The sequence below is a fragment of the Burkholderia sp. Se-20373 genome, assembly GCF_017104705.1.
Taxonomy (GTDB): Bacteria; Pseudomonadota; Gammaproteobacteria; order Burkholderiales; family Burkholderiaceae; genus Burkholderia.
In genome coordinates, this window is record NZ_JAAGPH010000156.1 from 1 (window position 1) to 16,782 (window position 16,782).

The 16,782-nt window shown below is 68.8% G+C and carries 17 protein-coding genes; 5 read left to right on the forward strand and 12 right to left on the reverse strand.

Annotated features, from left to right (window positions below):
* The coding region (locus G3N96_RS32420; protein ID WP_206139726.1) for a YbfB/YjiJ family MFS transporter at positions 1–353 on the forward strand (353 nt) is incomplete at its 5' end.
* A gap of 20 nt (positions 354–373) precedes the next feature.
* Here G3N96_RS32420 and hpaC read toward each other — a convergent pair.
* Complete coding sequence (hpaC, locus tag G3N96_RS32425; RefSeq protein WP_206139727.1) at positions 374–919, reverse strand: 4-hydroxyphenylacetate 3-monooxygenase, reductase component; 546 nt, start codon at positions 917–919, stop codon at positions 374–376.
* 353 nt (positions 920–1,272) lie between these two features.
* On the opposite strand from hpaC, the gene G3N96_RS32430 reads away from it, so the two are divergent.
* On the forward strand, positions 1,273–1,905 hold the full coding sequence (locus G3N96_RS32430) for a response regulator (RefSeq protein WP_124576097.1): 633 nt from the start codon (positions 1,273–1,275) through the stop codon (positions 1,903–1,905).
* A 105-nt stretch (positions 1,906–2,010) separates the two neighbouring features.
* Here the strand turns inward: G3N96_RS32430 and G3N96_RS32435 are convergent, their stop codons facing one another.
* From G3N96_RS32435 to G3N96_RS32455, 5 genes are all read right to left on the reverse strand, one after another.
* Positions 2,011–2,754: an SDR family oxidoreductase gene (locus tag G3N96_RS32435; protein WP_206139728.1), complete on the reverse strand. Its 744-nt coding sequence runs from the start codon at positions 2,752–2,754 to the stop codon at positions 2,011–2,013.
* A 59-nt stretch (positions 2,755–2,813) separates the two neighbouring features.
* Complete coding sequence (locus G3N96_RS32440) at positions 2,814–3,938, reverse strand: amidase (protein WP_206139729.1); 1,125 nt, start codon at positions 3,936–3,938, stop codon at positions 2,814–2,816.
* Between the two features lie 38 nt (positions 3,939–3,976).
* On the reverse strand, positions 3,977–4,498 hold the full coding sequence (locus tag G3N96_RS32445; RefSeq protein WP_206139730.1) for a nuclear transport factor 2 family protein: 522 nt from the start codon (positions 4,496–4,498) through the stop codon (positions 3,977–3,979).
* Positions 4,499–4,506: 8 nt separating this feature from the next.
* Positions 4,507–4,884, reverse strand: coding sequence for a hypothetical protein (locus G3N96_RS32450; protein ID WP_011356094.1), 378 nt, complete (start codon positions 4,882–4,884; stop codon positions 4,507–4,509).
* A 94-nt stretch (positions 4,885–4,978) separates the two neighbouring features.
* Positions 4,979–6,172, reverse strand: a complete 1,194-nt coding sequence (locus tag G3N96_RS32455; RefSeq protein ID WP_206139731.1) for an acyl-CoA dehydrogenase family protein — start codon at positions 6,170–6,172, stop codon at positions 4,979–4,981.
* Positions 6,173–6,316: 144 nt separating this feature from the next.
* On the opposite strand from G3N96_RS32455, the gene G3N96_RS32460 reads away from it, so the two are divergent.
* Entirely contained in the window at positions 6,317–7,900 is a 1,584-nt protein-coding gene (locus G3N96_RS32460; RefSeq protein ID WP_206139732.1) for an ATP-binding protein, read from the forward strand.
* 59 nt (positions 7,901–7,959) lie between these two features.
* Here G3N96_RS32460 and G3N96_RS32465 read toward each other — a convergent pair whose 3' ends face one another.
* From G3N96_RS32465 to G3N96_RS32475, 3 genes are all read right to left on the reverse strand, one after another.
* Positions 7,960–8,346 (reverse strand): tautomerase family protein, encoded by a 387-nt coding sequence (locus G3N96_RS32465; protein ID WP_206139733.1) that lies wholly within the window; start codon positions 8,344–8,346, stop codon positions 7,960–7,962.
* A 122-nt stretch (positions 8,347–8,468) separates the two neighbouring features.
* Entirely contained in the window at positions 8,469–8,972 is a 504-nt protein-coding gene (locus G3N96_RS32470; protein ID WP_206139739.1) for an aromatic-ring-hydroxylating dioxygenase subunit beta, read from the reverse strand.
* On the reverse strand, positions 8,969–10,252 hold the full coding sequence (locus tag G3N96_RS32475) for an aromatic ring-hydroxylating dioxygenase subunit alpha (RefSeq protein WP_206139734.1): 1,284 nt from the start codon (positions 10,250–10,252) through the stop codon (positions 8,969–8,971). Before G3N96_RS32475 ends, G3N96_RS32470 begins: the two co-directional genes overlap by 4 nt.
* Positions 10,253–10,391: 139 nt before the next feature.
* On the opposite strand from G3N96_RS32475, the gene G3N96_RS32480 reads away from it, so the two are divergent.
* On the forward strand, positions 10,392–11,312 hold the full coding sequence (locus tag G3N96_RS32480; protein ID WP_206139735.1) for a LysR family transcriptional regulator: 921 nt from the start codon (positions 10,392–10,394) through the stop codon (positions 11,310–11,312).
* Between the two features lie 254 nt (positions 11,313–11,566).
* Here G3N96_RS32480 and G3N96_RS32485 read toward each other — a convergent pair whose 3' ends face one another.
* Together G3N96_RS32485 and G3N96_RS32490 are read right to left on the reverse strand one after the other, a co-directional pair.
* On the reverse strand, positions 11,567–12,559 hold the full coding sequence (locus G3N96_RS32485) for a PDR/VanB family oxidoreductase (protein WP_206139736.1): 993 nt from the start codon (positions 12,557–12,559) through the stop codon (positions 11,567–11,569).
* Between the two features lie 177 nt (positions 12,560–12,736).
* Positions 12,737–14,131, reverse strand: a complete 1,395-nt coding sequence (locus G3N96_RS32490) for an MFS transporter (protein WP_206139737.1) — start codon at positions 14,129–14,131, stop codon at positions 12,737–12,739.
* A 411-nt stretch (positions 14,132–14,542) separates the two neighbouring features.
* Between G3N96_RS32490 and G3N96_RS32495 the strand changes: the two genes are divergently transcribed.
* The gene (locus G3N96_RS32495; RefSeq protein ID WP_206139738.1) at positions 14,543–15,661 is read left to right on the forward strand and encodes a porin; all 1,119 of its coding nucleotides are present in this window, start codon (positions 14,543–14,545) and stop codon (positions 15,659–15,661) included.
* A gap of 50 nt (positions 15,662–15,711) precedes the next feature.
* Here the strand turns inward: G3N96_RS32495 and G3N96_RS32500 are convergent, their stop codons facing one another.
* Positions 15,712–16,746, reverse strand: coding sequence for a LysR family transcriptional regulator (locus G3N96_RS32500; protein WP_206139740.1), 1,035 nt, complete (start codon positions 16,744–16,746; stop codon positions 15,712–15,714).
* Between the last annotated feature and the right edge of the window lie 36 nt (positions 16,747–16,782).

The window sequence follows — 16,782 nt, forward strand, 5'->3', positions numbered from 1 at the left end:
TCCAGGCGCTCGCCGTGCTCAACGCGCTGCTCGGCATCGCGACGCTGATGCCGGCGATGTTCGTGCATCCGGCGGCCGCGTTCGCGTCGGGTGTGCTGTTCGGCGCGACGTTCCTGTCGGCGGTCGCATCGACGACGGCCTTCGTGCGCCACAACCTGCCGCCGGACGGCTGGGCGAAGGGGATCAGCGCGTTCACGACGGTCTTTGCGTTCGGGCAGATCGCCGGGCCGGTCGCGATCGGCTGGGTGTCGGATAGTGCCGGGCTCGCGCGCGGGCTCGTGTATTCGGCGCTGACGCTGTTCGCGGGCGCCGCGCTCGCGGCCGGGCAGCGCGCGTTGCGGGCCGCCGCGTAATTAGCCGCGAGAGGCGCCATTCACCGCACGCACGCCGTGCGCGACACGCGATGAAACGCACGGCTGAAGTAGATCAGGCTGTCGCCGTCGTCGCGCACGCGGATCGACGTCGCCTCGATGAACATCACCGAATGCGAGCCGACCTCCTTCATGTCGGCGATCGTGCCCTGCAGGCTCGCGAGCGCGTCGCGCAGCACGGGCACGTCCTGTTCGCCGCGATCCCACACGGGCAGGTCGAAGCGCCGCTCCATCGGCAGGTCGGTGAGCCCCGCGAAGTGCCGCGCGAGTTGCTCGTGTTCGGCCGGCAGCACGTTGATGCAGACATGGCGGTTGCGTTCGAACGTCGTCCGCATCGCGCTCGACCGGTTGAGACACACGAGCAGCGTCGGCGGCGTGTCGGTGACGGAGCATACGGCGCTCGCGGTGATCCCGCAGCGGCCGTGCGGCCCGGCGGTGGTGATCACGTTGACGGCCGCGCCGAGATGGGCCATCGCTTGCCGGAAGGCCTTCTGTGCGTCGGTCGGGTCGACGCGTGCCGGTCGCTGGATATCGGTCGTGGAAGACATGGGCGCTCCTGGTTGGACGAACGCGGCGATCGCGCGGCGCTGCCGGTGCAGCGCCGGATCGCCGACGATGACCCAAGCGTACGACGCGAAAATGCCGGCGGCCATTCGCACGATTGACGATGGAGATGGCGTTCTCGCCAACGCGTCTAAAGGTTCTACCTAGATGCGCGGCGCACCGCGCGAAAAAAATCGGGATTGCACGTTCATGCGGCACGTGAAGGGGTTTTCAGCGGGTTTTCGGCTCGTTATGATGTGCCGCACACCCCCAGCGAACGACGCGCGCGACGCGCCGGCACCCGGCCCCGTATGCGGCGCGTGCGATACCGATACCGATATTCAGTGAGACACCCACGATGACGTCACCCGCACCGATCGTATACATCGTCGACGACGACACCGGCATGCGGACGTCGCTCGCGTGGCTGCTCGAATCGGTCGGCATCGCGTCCGAAGGATTCGCGAACGCCACCGATTTTCTCGCGCGCTTCGACGTGAACCTGCCTGCGTGCCTGGTGCTCGACGTGCGGATGCCGGAGAAGAGCGGCTTCGACGTGCAGGCGGAACTGAACGCGCGCGGCGCGACGCTGCCGGTGATCTTCGTCAGCGGGCACGGCGATATCCCGATGTCCGTGCGCGCGCTGCAGAACGGCGCGATCGATTTCGTCGAGAAACCGTACAACTCGCAGCAGATGCTCGAGCGCGTGCAACGCGCGCTGCGGCTCGCGCAGCAGCGGCATGCGGTGAGCCGGCGTCACCGCGAGCTGCGCCAGCGGCTCGATGCGCTGACCGCGCGCGAGAAGGAAGTGCTGCGCGGCGTGGTGGACGGCAAGGGCAGCAAGCAGATCGCGTCGGATCTGTCGATCAGCGTGAAGACCGTCGACGTGCATCGCGCGAGCATCAAGGAGAAGCTCGGCGCGACGTCGATCGCCGCGCTCGTGCGCGATGTGATGGTGGTGTGGGGCGACGACGGGGAAGCGTCGCGCTAGCGTACGCTCCCCTGTCCTGGGAAGCTCGTTCACTGGCCGGCGCCAGGCGGCCGTTGGCGTGAACCGGCCCCGAGCGTCGCAGGAGACGCGACGAGGCCGTCGTGCTCAGCGCATGTACAACCCGCCGTTGATGTCCCAGCACGCGCCGTTCGCGAAATGCGCGTCGCCCGACGCGAGCAGCACGGCGGCGTCCGCCACGAAACCAGCCGAGCCGAGCTTGCCGCCCGGCAGGCTCGCGAGCACCTGGCGCAGCTTCTCCGGTGCGACGCTTTCATACACGATCGGCAAATCGAGCGGGCCCGGCGAGATCGCGTTGACGGTCACGCCCTGCGCGGCGAGATCGCGCGCGAACACCTTGGTCAGCGTCAGCGTGCCGCCCTTCGCGGCCGCGTAGTGCGCGCCGGTCGCCGAGCCGCCGTTCTGCCCGGCAAGCGATGCGATGTTGACGATACGGCCCGCGCCGCGCGTCGCGAAGTACTGGCCGAACACCTGGCAGCCGAACAGCACGCTGCGCAGGTTCACGTCGATCACCTGGTCGAACTGCTCGGCCGTGATCTCCATCGCGGGCACGACCTTCGAGGCGCCCGCGTTGTTCACGAGCACGTTGATCGTGCCCCAGCGCGCGACGAGCGCATCGCGCGCGGCTTCGAAATCGCGTTTCGACGTGACGTCGAGCGGCAGCGCGATCGCGCGTTCGCCGCTCGGGTCGAGTTCGCGTGCGTGCGCCTGAATGGCGTCGGCGGCGATGTCGGCCAGCGCGACGCGGTAGCCGGCCGCATGAAAGCGTTCGGCGATGACGGCGCCGAGCCCGCGCGCGGCGCCGGTGACGAGGACGACTCGGTCTGACATGGTGTGTGATTCCGTGGTTCGCGAGCGCGCATCCGTCGATGTCGCGCCCGCATCGTGGTTCATGCGGCGAGTGCCGTTTCGAAGTGTGCCGCAATCGCGCAGACGTGTTCGTCCGCGCCCTTGCGCCCGACGATCTGCAGGCCGGCCTTCAGCGGCGAACCGGCGAGCGGCAGCGGCAGGCTGAGCGCCGGATGGCCGCTCAGGTTGAACGGCCGGATCAGCGACGACATCGCGATCACCGATACGCCATCGCGCGCCTGCTGCAGCGTGATCGGCAGCGCGGGCAGCGTCGGCAGCACGAGCACGTCCGCGTGTTCGAGCGCGGCGTCGACCTGGGCGGTGAAGCGTGCGCGTACGGCTTCGGCTTCTTTCAATGCCGCAGGCGCAGTCGTTGCGGCCGCACGCAATCGTGCATCGAGGTCGGCGCCGAGCTGGCCGGTTTCGACGAGATGGCCGAACGCGCGCGACGTTTCCGCGTTGATCACGGTGAGCCCTGCGGCGAATGACGCCGGCATGTCGTCGAGCACGACCGCGTGCGCGTGCAGGCCCGACGTGCGTACGGCCGCGTCGAGCGCGGCGGCGATGGCCGGGTCGGCGTCGGCCGTGATGTGCGCGATCGTGCAGCCTGCCACGGAGGCCGCGGCTTGTGCACGATCGAAGCCCGGCGCGATCGCGGCCATCACCGCAACCAGTGTGCGGATATCGCGTGCGAACGGCCCGACGCAATCGAGCGTGGTGTCGGCGGGCGCGACGCCGCGCCGCGATACGCGGCCGAACGTCGGTTTCAGCCCGGCCACGCCGCAGCAGGCAGCCGGCCCGCGAATCGAGCCGCCGGTGTCGGTGCCGAGCGCCGCATCGACGAACCCGAGCCCGACGAGCGAAGCGGAACCGCTCGACGAGCCGCCCGGAATGCGCGTCGCGTCCTGCGGATTGACGGGCGTGCCCGTGTAGTCGTTGATGCCGGTCATGCCGAACGCAAGCTCGTGCATGTTCGCCTTGCCGGCGATCTGCCAGCCCGCGTCGAGCAGCAGGCGGACGACGTCCGCGTGTTGCGTGGCCGGCGGGGCGTCGACGAGCGCACGGCTCGCCGCGCGGGTCGGATAGCCCGCGATGTCGATCGTGTCCTTGATCGCGATCGTGGGGCCGGGGCCGCCGAGCGTGAAGGTGTCGATGAAGCCTGTCATGGTCGGTATCGTGAGCACGCGGTGAAAAGAAGCAGGAATCAGGGCCGTGGCGCGGCGGCGAGCGGCCAGGGGCCGTCGAGCACGCGTTCGGTGCGGAAATGGCGAATCAGCCATGCAGAACCGCTAGCGGCCGGCGCGAAATCGACGGTCAGCCGCGCGGCGATCAGTTCGGCCGAGCCGTCCGCGTAGCGCGACGCCTGCAGCATGATCCAGCGGCCGCGCGCGCTCGTGTTGCCGGCGCCGATCTCGATCGACTCCGACGTCAGGAAGTGCAGGTTCGCCGCGAAGTGCGGATCGGGCGGCAGGTAGCGGCCCAGCATCGCGACGATCGCGGCCGTGCCTTCGAGGCGGCCGAACTTTTGCGCGTACTGCGGGCCGATGCCTTCCCACACGGCGTCCGCAGTGAACAGCGCGGCGAGCGACGGGCCGTCGCCGGCATCCTCGGGCACGTCGCACAGCGCCATGTAGCGCGTGATCGTCGCGCGCACCGCGCGTTCGGCGTCGAGCGCCGCCACGCGCTGCGCGAGCGCATCGATCAGGCCGGGAGACAAGTCGGTCATCGCGTGCCTCACGCCGCGGGCTTCGCGGCGGGCGGCACCGTCAGCGCACGGCCGACGCGCGCTTCGATCTTGCCGTAGCGCCACAGGTTGTATTCGCCGACCGGCGTCGTGCGATACAGGTTGCACACGGCGACCGTCGTGTCGAAGTCGGCGACGTCGGCCATGATGTAGAAGGTCCACGGCGCGCCGTCGGCCTGGCCGACCACGAGGCGGTCGTCGTCCATCACGCCGAGCACGCGCACGCCGGGCATCGCTTCGACGGCGGCCAGCATCGCACCGTACGCTTGCCATACTTCGCCGATTTTCTCGCGCGGCAGATCGAAGAAGTTTTGCGACACGCCGCAGCAGAACAGGACGCGCAGCGGCAGCGGATTCGAATCGGACATATCAGGTTCTCCAGAGGAATCGGCGGGGCGCATGAACCGGCCGGCGACGGCGCTTCGGCTTCATGCGCGTTCAAAACAATTCGGTCGATGCAGGTTACAGATAGCCGGGAAACGGCGTGACGCCGGTGAACACCGCGCCGGCGCCGTCGAAGTTGCCTTCGCCGAGAAACGCGTGCTGCGTGACGACCATCGCGTCGCGCAGCAGCCGCTGCAGCGGATGCGAGCGATAGATCGCCGCCGTGCCGCCGAGGCGGTACGCGCGTTCGACGACGCCCGCGCCTTCGCGTGCGATCTGCGTGGCCGCGAGCCGCAGCAGGCTGACCTGGTCGGGCGTCACCGGGTTGCCGGCGAGGATCGATTGCCACACGCCGTCAGTTGCGTCGTAGAAGAACGCGCGCGCCGAGCGCAGCTGCGCTTCGGCCTTCGCGAGTTCGATGCGGTAGTACGCGCGGTCGGCGAGGCGCGGTGCGCCGGTCGTCGTCTGCCGGCCGCCCGACATCCGGTTCACGACGTCGAGCGCCGCGCGTGCGAGGCCGAGGTTCACGACGGCGAGCACCTGCGCTGCATACGCGACGGTCGGGTAGCGGTACAGCGGCTCGTCGACGGTCGGCTCGCCGCCGCGCACGAAGGTCCACGCTTCGGGCACGAAGCGGTCGTCGACGCGCAGGTCGTGGCTGCCGGTGCCCTGCATGCCGACGACGCTCCAGTTCTCGACGATCTCGACGTCGGGGGCGCGGAACACGGCCGTGCGCGGCTTGTTCGGCGCGGCGTCCTGCGCGCCTGGCACGGCGATGCCGACGCCGAGCCAGTCGGCCCCCTTGCAGCCGCTCGCGAATTTCCACGTGCCGTTCACGCGCCAGCCGCCCGGCGCGATCTGGGCCGGCTGTACCGGGAACAAACCGCCCGCGAACACCTGGTCGGGGCCGCTCGCGTACAACTCGGCCTGGGTGTCGAGCGGCAGCGCGGCGAGATACACGTTCGCGGAGCCGAAGCTCGCGACCCACGCGGCCGAGCCGTCGGCGGTCGCGATCCGCTCGATCATGTCGAGAAACGCGGTCGGTGCGAGCGCATCGCCGCCGAACCGGCGCGGCGTGCCCGCGCGATAGATGCCGGCCTGCTTGAACAGCGCGATCACGTCACGCGGCACGTGCGACAGGCGGTCGAATTCTTCGCGGCGCGCGGCGACGGTCTCGATCACGGCGTCGAGCGGCGACAGCCGGACGGCCGGTTCGCTGGCCGCGTGGGGAGCGCCCGGTGCGGTGTCGAGGGCGAGGGCGGCGTGGGGCATGGCTGTCTCCTGGGGCGGATGGGGGTTCGAATGCGGGGTGGTCACGACGATGCAAGCAGTCTAGAAACGCCGAAAACACGCAGCAATTGGGACGACAAGCCGTGCGACTGGTGACGTTCCGTGCCGTACTAAAGAAATCTTCAGATGCGGGCGACGCGCGCCGGTGCTATGTTGGGTTTCCGGCCGCGCGACGCCGCGCGGCCTCATCCGAAGCCGATCATGAGTTTTCCCGACGAAGACGATTTCCACCGGCTGCTCGACGCGCTGACGACTTGCGTGCTGCTGCACGACGCGCGCACCAAGGCGATCGTGTGGGCGAACCGTGCCGCGTGCATCGCGCTCGGTTTTTCCGTCGAGGAGCTGCTGCCGCTGAAGGCGCCGGACATGACGCGCCCCGAGCCGAAATACCAGCGCGAGATCGCGGTGAGCGCGTGGGATCGCGCGCTCGTCGACGGGCCGCAGGTGTACGAGTGGTGCTACCGGTCGCGCACGGGCGTCGACATGCTGTCCGAGGCGACCGCCACCTACGTGCCGCTGCGCGGGCGCGACGTCGTGATGGTGCAGTTCCGCGACATCAGCGCGGAAGAGGCGGTGCGCCAGCAGTTGCGCCGCTACGAGGCGCGGCTGCGCGAATTCATGCAGGACCTCGACGAAGGCATCGCGGTCGTCACGCCGCACGGCGGCGTGCAGTTCATCAGCGAGTCGGGCCGCCGCGTGCTCGGCCTCGCGCCCGACGAAGCGCTCGGCGAGGTGCTCGACTACTGCTCCGAGGCCGACCGCGACCGGCTCGTCGCGCAGCTGCGCGATGCGCCGTCCGCGTATCCGTCCGCGCCGCAGCGCTACCGGATCGTGCGGCGCGACGGCTCGTCGTGCTGGCTGCGCATCCTGTGCCGGCAGGTCGAGATCGAGGACGATCTCGACGGGCTGCTCGTGCAGTTCCGCGACGTGAGCGACGAAGTCGCGATCGAGGAGGCCCGCCGCGCGGAAGCGCGCATGCTCGAACACGCGGGCCGTTACAACGCGATGGGCGAAATGGCGAGCGTGATCGCGCACGAGCTGAGCCAGCCGCTCGCGGCCGTGCGCAATTTCATCGAAGGCGCGGTGCAGCGGCTGAACGGGCGCGGCGCGATCGACGACGCGATCTGGGGGCTGCGCAGCGCGGACCGTCAGGCCGAGCATGCGGCGCTGATCATCAAGAGCGTGCGCGAGTTCATCGTGAAGCGCGAGCCGGTCGTCGCGCTCGCCGACTTGCGCGACATCCTCGCGGACGTCGCGTATTTCATCGAGCTGCGGGCGAAGGAGGCCGGCGTGACGGTCACGATCGTGCAGGCCGACGCACCGCTGCCGATCCGCTGCGAGCGCGTGCTGATCGGGCAGGTGATCCTGAATCTCGCGTTCAATGCGATCGAGGCGTTCGCCGGTTGCGAGCGTGTGCCGCGCATGCTGACGCTCGGCACGGCGAACGTCGGCGGGCATGCGGAGCTGCGCGCGATCGACAACGGCCCGGGTGTCGCGGCCGATGCGCACGACCGGCTGTTCGACGGCTTCTCGTCGTCGAAGGCCGGGGGGAACGGAATCGGGCTGTCGCTGTGCAAGAGCATCGTCACGCGCCACGGCGGCCGGATCGCCGCGAGCCCGGCCGATGGCGGCGGGCTCGACTGCCGCGTGACGCTGCCGCTCGCCGGGACGAAGGCTCGGGCGGACGCATCGTCGCGGGGGAATGCTTGATGCCGCGGCCGCCCGGCGGCCGTCGTGCATGAGCGGGCAGGCACGCGCGCAGCGCATGATCAGCGCCCGAGCGCCCGTGCGGTGTGCCCGCCGATGCCGAAATCGGTGTTCGGGATGTCCTTGATCATCACGCGGGTGGCTTGCAGCGGCGCGTCGAGCACGCTGGCGCTCGTCTCCGACAACGCGGCGATCAGCGCGCGCTTCTGTTCGTCGGTGCGGCCGGCGATCAGGATCGCGACGATCACGGGCAGCGACGGCGGCGAGCCGTCGGCGGCGCTGCGGCCGCCGAGGCCGATGTGCGTAGCGGGCAATTCGGTCAGCAGCACGCGCACCGATTCGATCGGTGCGCCGATCGATTCGACGGTCGCACCGGTCAGCCGTGCGATCAGTTCGGCCTTGCGGGCGTCGTCATGGCCGGCCGGCAGGAAAACTTCGAGTGTGGGCATGGTCGTCGGGAAAGGTGAAGGTGACCGGCTCACCGTTGCGTTGGCGACGGCAAACCGGTGGTCGCTCAAAGGTGAAGGTGACCGGCTCACCGTTGCGTTGGCGGCGGCGAACCGGCGGTCGCTTACAGCAGGAAGCCGATCGCGCTGAGCGCTTCGGTCGAGTCGATCAGGCGCACGACCTTCTCGGCGATCCGCATCTCGCCTTCCGCATCGACGTGCAGCTTGTGGGTGACGTCGGCCGCGAACAGCGTCGCGACGCCGCGCTTGTACGCGACGACGACCTGCGCCGATTTCAGTTCCACCGTGCCGGCGCTGCCGCTTTCCAGCGTGAAGCGCGACACGGTGCGCACCGTGCGTGCCGCATCGGTCGCCGATGCCGAATAGCCGGACACCATCCGCTGCACGCGCTTCTCGCGCATGTCCTGGTCGTCGAACACGTAGTTCAGCGTCGCGGCGAAGTCGGTCGTGTCGGGATCGATCGGCACCACGTAGTGGCCGGCCGGCTCCCACAGGTCGAGCCACGCGCGATAGTCACGGCGGTCGAGCATCTCGGCTTCGCGCCACACGAATTCGACCGCGCGGGCGAAGGTCTGCTCGGAAAAGAGGGCGTTGCGGTCGTCCATTATTGTTGCTCCATCATCTTGCGCCATTGCTGGTAGGCCTCGCGCATGCCGGTCTCGTCGGTCGCATGCGCGGTCTTTTCGCCGTTCGCGGCGGTCGTTTCGCGGTTCAGCCCGCGATTCACGAGGATCGGCACGTCGGGGCCCGCATGCGCGCCGCGTTGCACACGCTCCCATGCTTCCGCGTCATCGGGGCTGCCGAAACCGAACGGGCCCTGGAAGTGTTCGTGGATGCGCAGCCGCTCGCGGTTCGCTTCGTCGGGGCCGCCGTCCATCGCGAGCGCGACGTGGCGGATCTCGGTTTCGTTCGCGGAGATCGGCCGCAGCACGCGGAAGAACGCCATCGACAGCGCGAGGTTCGGGAACAGGTTCAGGTTGAAGCCGACGCCCATCAGCGAACGCACGATGCGGCGCACTTCCTCCGGCGTGTGGCGCTCGGCGAGCGTCGCCGCGAGCGGCGCGAAGCGTTCGGGCAGCGGCGCGCCGTCGTCTTCGTCGAGATCGATCAGCTCGGGCATCAGCACCGCGAGGCTGTGGCCGTTGCCGAGCCCGCGGCAGAACGCGTCCTCGCTCGTCATGAAACTCGTGATCGCGGCGGCCGTCTCGTCGTCGATCGACTTCATCCACGACTTGTGCACGACCGGGAAGTGATAGAGGTCGGTCGTGTTCTCGAGCTGGATCTTCCAGTTGCCCTTGAACTTGAACTTGTGCTCGCCGTTCGCCTTGATCGGGTAGCCGGCGCCCTGTTTCATGAACAGCTCGATCCACGGTTTCGCGCCGCCGAGGAAATCCTCGAGCGGCTCGATTTCATCGTTGAAGCTCGCGAAGATCAGCCCCTGGTACACGCCGACGCGCAGCTTCACGAGCGGCAGGTCGCCTTTCTCGCACACGCCTTCGTAGCCGTCGCCGTACGGCAGCGCGCGCAGCGTGCCGTCGAGCGCGTACGACCAGCTGTGATACGGGCACGTGAAGCCTTTCGCGTTGCCCTTGTGCGATTCGCACACGGTCGCGCCGCGATGGCGGCAGCGGTTCTGCAGCACGTTGATCTCGCCGGTCTTGTCGCGCACGACGATCACCGGCTGGCGGCCGATCGTCGTCGTGATGAAGTCGCCCGGGTTCGGCAGCTCGCTTTCGTGCGCGACCCAGATCCAGGTGCGGTAGAAGATGCGGTCGAGCTCGGCTTCGAACAGCGCGGGATCGTGATACATCGCGGGCGCGATGCGGTCGGGTTGCGCGAGGCCATGCAACGCGCTGGTGTCGATCGTCTGGTAGGAAATGTCGCTCATCGTCGTGTGGGGGAAAGAGTCGCGAAATCGGGCCGCGTCGCGCGCGGTGTCGAGTACCCAGTCTCGTCTCCCGCTACATATCCGTCAAATTGATCTAAAATTGGCTGATCAATAAATACGGCAAATGATGGAGGCTACGATGACATCGGTCGATCATCTCGATCTGAACCTGTTGCGCGTGTTCCAGGCAATCGTCGAGGAACGCAGCCTGACGAAGGCCGGCGAGCGGCTCGCGCTATCGCAGCCGGCCGTCAGCTATTCGCTCGGCCGGTTGCGCACGCTGTTCGACGATCCGCTGTTCGTGCGCACGCGCGCGGGCATGCAGCCGACCCCGGTCGCGCTCGAACTCGCGGGCATCGTCGGGAAGGCGCTCGACATGGTGCGCGTGGCGCTGCGCTACGCGGAGCGCTTCGATCCGGCCACCAGCACGCGTACGTTCCGGCTGTCGTTGTCGGATGCGGGCGAGATGGCGTACCTGCCGGCGATCTGCCAGGCGCTGCGCGAGCGCGCGCCGCGCGTGACGCTGAGCGTGCAGCCGCTGCCGGTGGAGGAGATCGAGGAAGCGCTGCGCGCGAGCCGGCTGGATTTCGCGATCGGCAACCTGCCGGAGCTGATGCCGCGCACGCGTCACCAGACGCTGTTCGAGGAAACCTACGTGTGCATGACGGGCCGCCGGCGCGGGGTGCCGAGCGGCGCCGCGCTGAGCCTCGAGCAATTCGTGCGCGCCGCGCACATCAACGTGAAATCGGTCGAGCACAGCCACCACGCGCTCGACGATGCGTTGCGCGCGCAGGGCGTGGGCCGCAACATCGCGCTCGAAGTGCCGCACTTCGTGGCGCTGCCGAGCGTGCTGTCGGTCACGGATCTCTATGCGACGCTGCCGAAGCGGCTCGCGCAGATCCTGAACCGCGACAATGCATTCCGCCTGTATGAGCTGCCCGTCACGCTGCTGCCCGCGCCGGTGACGATGCATTGGCACGAGCATTTCCATGAAGACGAAGGCAACGCGTGGATGCGCACGTTGCTGGCCGAGCTCGTCGAGCGGTTCGATGACATGTGATCGATGAGGGCGCCGGCAACGCACGGTTGCACGCGTTGCTTGCCGAGCGGGTCGGATCGCGCGACGACGCGTGACGCATGAGGACGAGCGCAGCGCGTGGATGCACGCTGCTGGTCGAACTCGTCGAGCGTGTCGGCGACGTGTGATCCACGAGAGCGAGGGCAACGCGTTGGATGCGCGCGTGGCTGGCCGAATGCGTCGAGCGGCTCGATGGCGCGCGACGTCCTTGACGAACGTCGCCCGAACCGCGTGCATCAGAGATCGAGCACGAGCACCGCGGAGCGCGCACGCGACACGCAGCAGCAGATCACCGTGTTGCTCGCGCGCTCGGCCTTGCTGAGGCAATGGTCGCGATGATCGGGCTCGCCGTCGATCACGGGCACCATGCAGGTGCCGCACACGCCTTCGCCGCAAGACGTGTCGACTTCGATGCCGATGCGTGCGAGTGCGTCGACGATCGACGTGTCGGGCGTGACGCGTACCGATTGCCCGCTGCGCTGCAGGCGCACTTCGAAACCGTCGGCGGCCGCGCCGGCGCCGGCATCGGCATTGCCCGTACCGTCGGCGGCCGGTTCCGCCGCGAAGCGTTCGAGATGGATCGAATCTTCCGGCAAGCGTGTCGCGGCCGCCGCGACGACCGCATCCATGAACGGCCCCGGGCCGCACGTATAGACGTGAGCGTGCGCGTCGACCGATTCGACGCAGCGGCCCAGCTCGGCCGCGAGCGCGGCGGGCTCGACGCCGTAGTGGAACGTCACGTGCGACGCGAACGGCTCGGCCGACAGTTCCGCGACGAAGGCCGCATGCTCGCGGCTGCGCGCGAAGTAGTGCAGCCGGTAGCGCGCGCCGCGCCGGTGCAGCGCATACGCCATCGACAGCAGCGGCGTGATGCCGATACCGGCCGCGATCAGCACGTGCTCGCTCGCGTCATCCGTCAGACGAAACAGGTTGCGCGGCGCGCCGATCGACAGCTCGGCGCCGACTTGCACGTCGTCGTGCAGCGAACGCGAGCCGCCGCGCGACTGCGCTTCCTTCTTCACCGCGAACAGGTAGCTGCCGCGCTCGTCGGGGTTGCCGCACAGCGAGTACTGCCGCGTGATGCCGGACGGTGCGGTCACATCGATATGGGCGCCTGGTTCGTACGCGTCGAACGGCTGGCCGTCGACGCGCGACACCCGGAAACAGCGGATGTCCTGCGCCGCGTCGATCAGCGCGTCGATCCGGACTTGGTGGCGGTTCGCTTGCATGGGGAAATCCTGGGGTAGGGGAAACGCGGCGCGACAGACACCGCGCCGTCATGCGATCGAGAATAGGGATGGGCATCGCATAAATCAAATCGATTAAAAAGCGATTCATGAATCAGTGGCATGGATGATGGTCGGGCGGCGCGATTGCGCCTGATTGCGCCCGATCTCGCCCGGTGTTCAGCGCGCGGCGATCGCGTTGCCCGTCTCGGCCGTGTGCGGCGTGGCTGCCGACGCAAGGCCGCGTTCGCGATCGAGGCTGCGGCGATAGTGCCGGCATCCGGCGGCAAGCAGCAGCGCGGCGAGCGTGGCCGCCGCGACGTTGACGATCGACATCGAATGACCGACCGCCGCCGGCGCGCCGAACACGCGATCGGTGAACAGCGCGACGACGGTCGTCCCGATCCCGAGCGCGATCAGGTTCGACACGAGCAGGAACAGCGCGGAGATCTGCGCGCGCATCTGGTTCGGCGCGAGCGTCTGCATCGCGGCGGTGGACGTCGGCATCGGGAACGACGCGAAGAACATCGCAACGACGAGCGTCGCGAGCGACGCGGGCAGCGAGTCGAGCTGCGTGAACAGCGTTGCGGGAATCACCATGCACGCGGCGCCGATCGCACCGGCGCGCATCGGCGCATCCTCGCGGCCGCGCCGCAGCAGCCAGTCGTTGAGCCAGCCGCCGCAGAACACGCCGGCCGTGTTCGCGACCAGCAGCACGATGCCGAGCGTGTAGCCGGCTTCGACGGCCGTCATCCCGAAGCGGCGGATATAGAACGCGGGCGTCCAGCTCAGCAGGCAGTACAGCGTCATCGCGTAGAACGAGAAGCCGAGGTAGTGGCACGAGAAAGTCGCGCGATGCGTGCCGACGAAGCGCAGCGAATCGCGCATCGACACGCGTCGCACGGCGCCCGAGCGATCCTGCGCGAGCCCCTTGCGTTGCGGGTCGCGCACGGTCGCGGCGAACAGGAGCGCCACGAGGATCCCCGGCAGCCCGACGATCAGGAACGTGACCTGCCACGCATGCACCTGCCCGACCACCGGCAGCGTGAACGCGCTCGCATGCTTGAGCAGCGCGATCACGTAGCCGCCGATCAGGAACGCGACGCCGCCGCCGATGAACGAGCCGAGCGAATACACGGCGATCGCGCGCCCGAGCTTCTCCTTCGGGAAGTAGTCGGCGAGCATCGAATACGCGCCGGGCGACAGCGCGGCTTCGCCCACACCGACGCCCATCCGTGCGATGAACATCTGCACGAAGTGCTGGCTGAGCCCGCACGCGGCCGTTGCGACGCTCCACAGCGCGATGCCGAGCGAGATGATCCGCGGGCGCGCATAGCGGTCGGCGAGATACGCGACGGGCAGCCCCATCACCGCATAGAACAGCGAGAACGCGAAGCCGTTCAGCAGGCTGAACTGCGTGTCGGACAGGTGCAGGTCGCGCTTGATCGGCTCGATCATCAGCACGAGGACCTGGCGGTCGACGAACGAGAAGACGTACGCGAGCATGCAGATGACGACGACATACCATTCGTACGTATAGCGCTTGCCGGCAGCGCGGGCCGTGGATGCGGACATGCGGATTCTCCAGGAGCGGGCGGTGGAAACGCGCGGCAGCGGCCTGGCGGGCCGTGCGCCGTCGCGGCGCGAAAGCGTGCGGGGGGCACGTATCGGAAACGCAGCGTAGTCGGCCAAATTCAGCCGCCATAGCCGGAGTGACAGCCGCGCCACACGGGCATTTACCGACCCGGATAAAGAAAACACCAGGGTCCCGCGCGCCGGCCGCCGCGTAGCGCGCTTGCAGTGGGGCGCGCATGCATCATGTGGCGCATCTATAAGCGTTATAGAGCGCATTGCGTCGACGTCCGAAATTGTCGTTCCTAGACTCGGCCCGTTTTTGATCGGCAGCGTTGGCCCTTCGCGGCGAACGCGCTTCATACCACGCGGCGCGACGCCCAACTGCGCCGCACACTCTACGGGACGACGACGATGAATCAACCGAACGGGCGGGCCGACCAGCTTGCCGTACCGCTTGCCGCGCTGCTTGCCTGCGCGGCGTTGCCCGCCTTCGCGCAATCGAGCGTGACGCTCTACGGCCGCGTCGACACCGCGATCGAATACGCGAACGCCGGGCCGAACCACGTGACGCGCATGGGCAGCGGCAACCTGTTCGCGTCGCAGTGGGGGCTGAAGGGCGTCGAGGATCTCGGCGGCGGCTATGCGACGATCTTCAAGCTGGAGGATGGCTTCAACGCGGCGAGCGGCGCACTGTCGAACAGCAGCGCACTGTTCGGCCGCGAGGCGTGGGTCGGCATCACGGGGCCGTTCGGCGGCGTGCAGTTCGGCGAGCTTTACACGATCCTGCACACGACGCTCGTCACGTACAGCCTGCCGGGCCTCGGCGCGGGGCTCGCGTGGGGCAATGCGACGAACAACTTCGTCGGGCCCGCGTTCCTGCGCGTGCGCAACTCGATGCGCTACACGTCGCCGCGCTACGCGGGCTTCATGCTGCGCGCGATGGCCGCGCGCGGCACCAACGGCGCGGCCGGGCAGCCGGCGACGCTCGGCGATACGTACGGCGCGGGGCTCAACTACGTGCGCGGCGGCCTGTCGGTCGACGTCGACTATATGCAGCAGAAGTTCAGCCCGGTGGCGGCATCCGCGCTCGGCGACACGAGCCCGGCCGCGAACGGCAACTACACGCTCGGCGCGATTTCGTACGACTTCAGCGTCGTGAAGGTGGCCGCGCTGTACATGCGTCATCGCGGCGGCCCCGACGTCGCGACCGCGATCGACAGCCAGAGCGCGTATCCGCACAGCGACATCATGGAGCTGAGCGCGACGGTGCCGATCGGGCGTGCGTCGCTGCTGCTGAGCGTGGGCCACTACCGCAAGGTCGCGGACAGCGACGGCAACGCCGATTCGTACGGCATCCGCTTCGACTATCCGCTGTCGAAGCGCACTGTGCTGTACACGGGCGCCGCGATGGTGCGCAACGGCGCGCATGCGCGCTTCGTCGTGAACGGCGCGGCGGGTGGCGGTGTCGCGGTCGCGAAGCCGGGCGCGACCGCGAGTTCGATCGTCGCGGGCATTCTTACGGCATTCTGATCGTTTCGTCCACCCCGCGCCCGGGCGCGTGCCCACACCCGCTTGCGCCGCTACGCGCACGCGGGCGGCTGCGGCGCGAGCCACGCGTCGAACGGCGCCAGCTCGCCGATGTTGAACAGTTCGAGCAGCAGCGCACGCAGCCAGCGATGGCCGGGATCGGCGTCGAAGCGCCGGTGCCAGTACGCGTTGACGGCCCATTCGCCCGCACCGGCGATCTCGTACAGCGCGCACGGCTGCCGCGCCGCGAACGTGATCGCGATCGTCTCCGGCAGGATCAGCGCATAGTCGCCGTCCTGCAACAGCGCGGGCACCACCATGAAATCGGGGAGCGCCGCGCGCACGCGCGGCATCAGCCCGTGCCGCTCCAGCAACTGCATCGATTGCGGATGCGACGTGACCGCGACGAAGCGCAGCGTGTCGGGCGCGTCGCCGTCGAGCACGTAATCGTCGGGCAGCGCGGCGCGCTGCGCGGCGCGGCGCGGCATCAGCAGCACGCAGCGCTCGTGCAGCAGCGCGGTGCGCTGGAAGTGGCTCGATGCATCGGCGAAATGCCCGAGCGCGAAGTCGATACGCCCCGATTCGAGTGCGACGTTGAGCTGGCATTCGTCGACGTGCAGCGTCTCGATCACCGCGCCCGGCGCGCGGTGGTCGAATGCGGCAAGCAGCGTCGGCAGGAACGCGCTCGCCGCGAAATCGCTCATGTGCAGGCGGAACACGCGTTGCGTGCTGTCGGGCGTGAAGCGCGAGCCTTCGTCGAGCACGTCCTGCAGGATCGCGAGCGCCTTGTCGACCGACAGCGCGAGCCGCTGCGCGCGCGGTGTCGGCTCGACGCCGGTGCCGGTGCGCACGAACAGCGCGTCGCGGAACATCAGCCGCAGCCGGCCGAGCGCGTAGCTGACGGACGGCTGCGTGACGCCGAGCCGCAGCGCCGCGCGGCCGACGTGCCGCTCCTCGTACACGGCGCGAAACGTCTTCAGCAAGTTGAGATCGAGATCCTGCACGCGCAGTTCGGACGGATCGCTGTCGTGCGGGGCGGATTCGGTGCGGGCCGGGGCGGCCGAACGGCCGGGTGCGGAGTGCGTCATCGGGGTTGCCTCGCGGTGACCGAAGGCGCGTGGCCG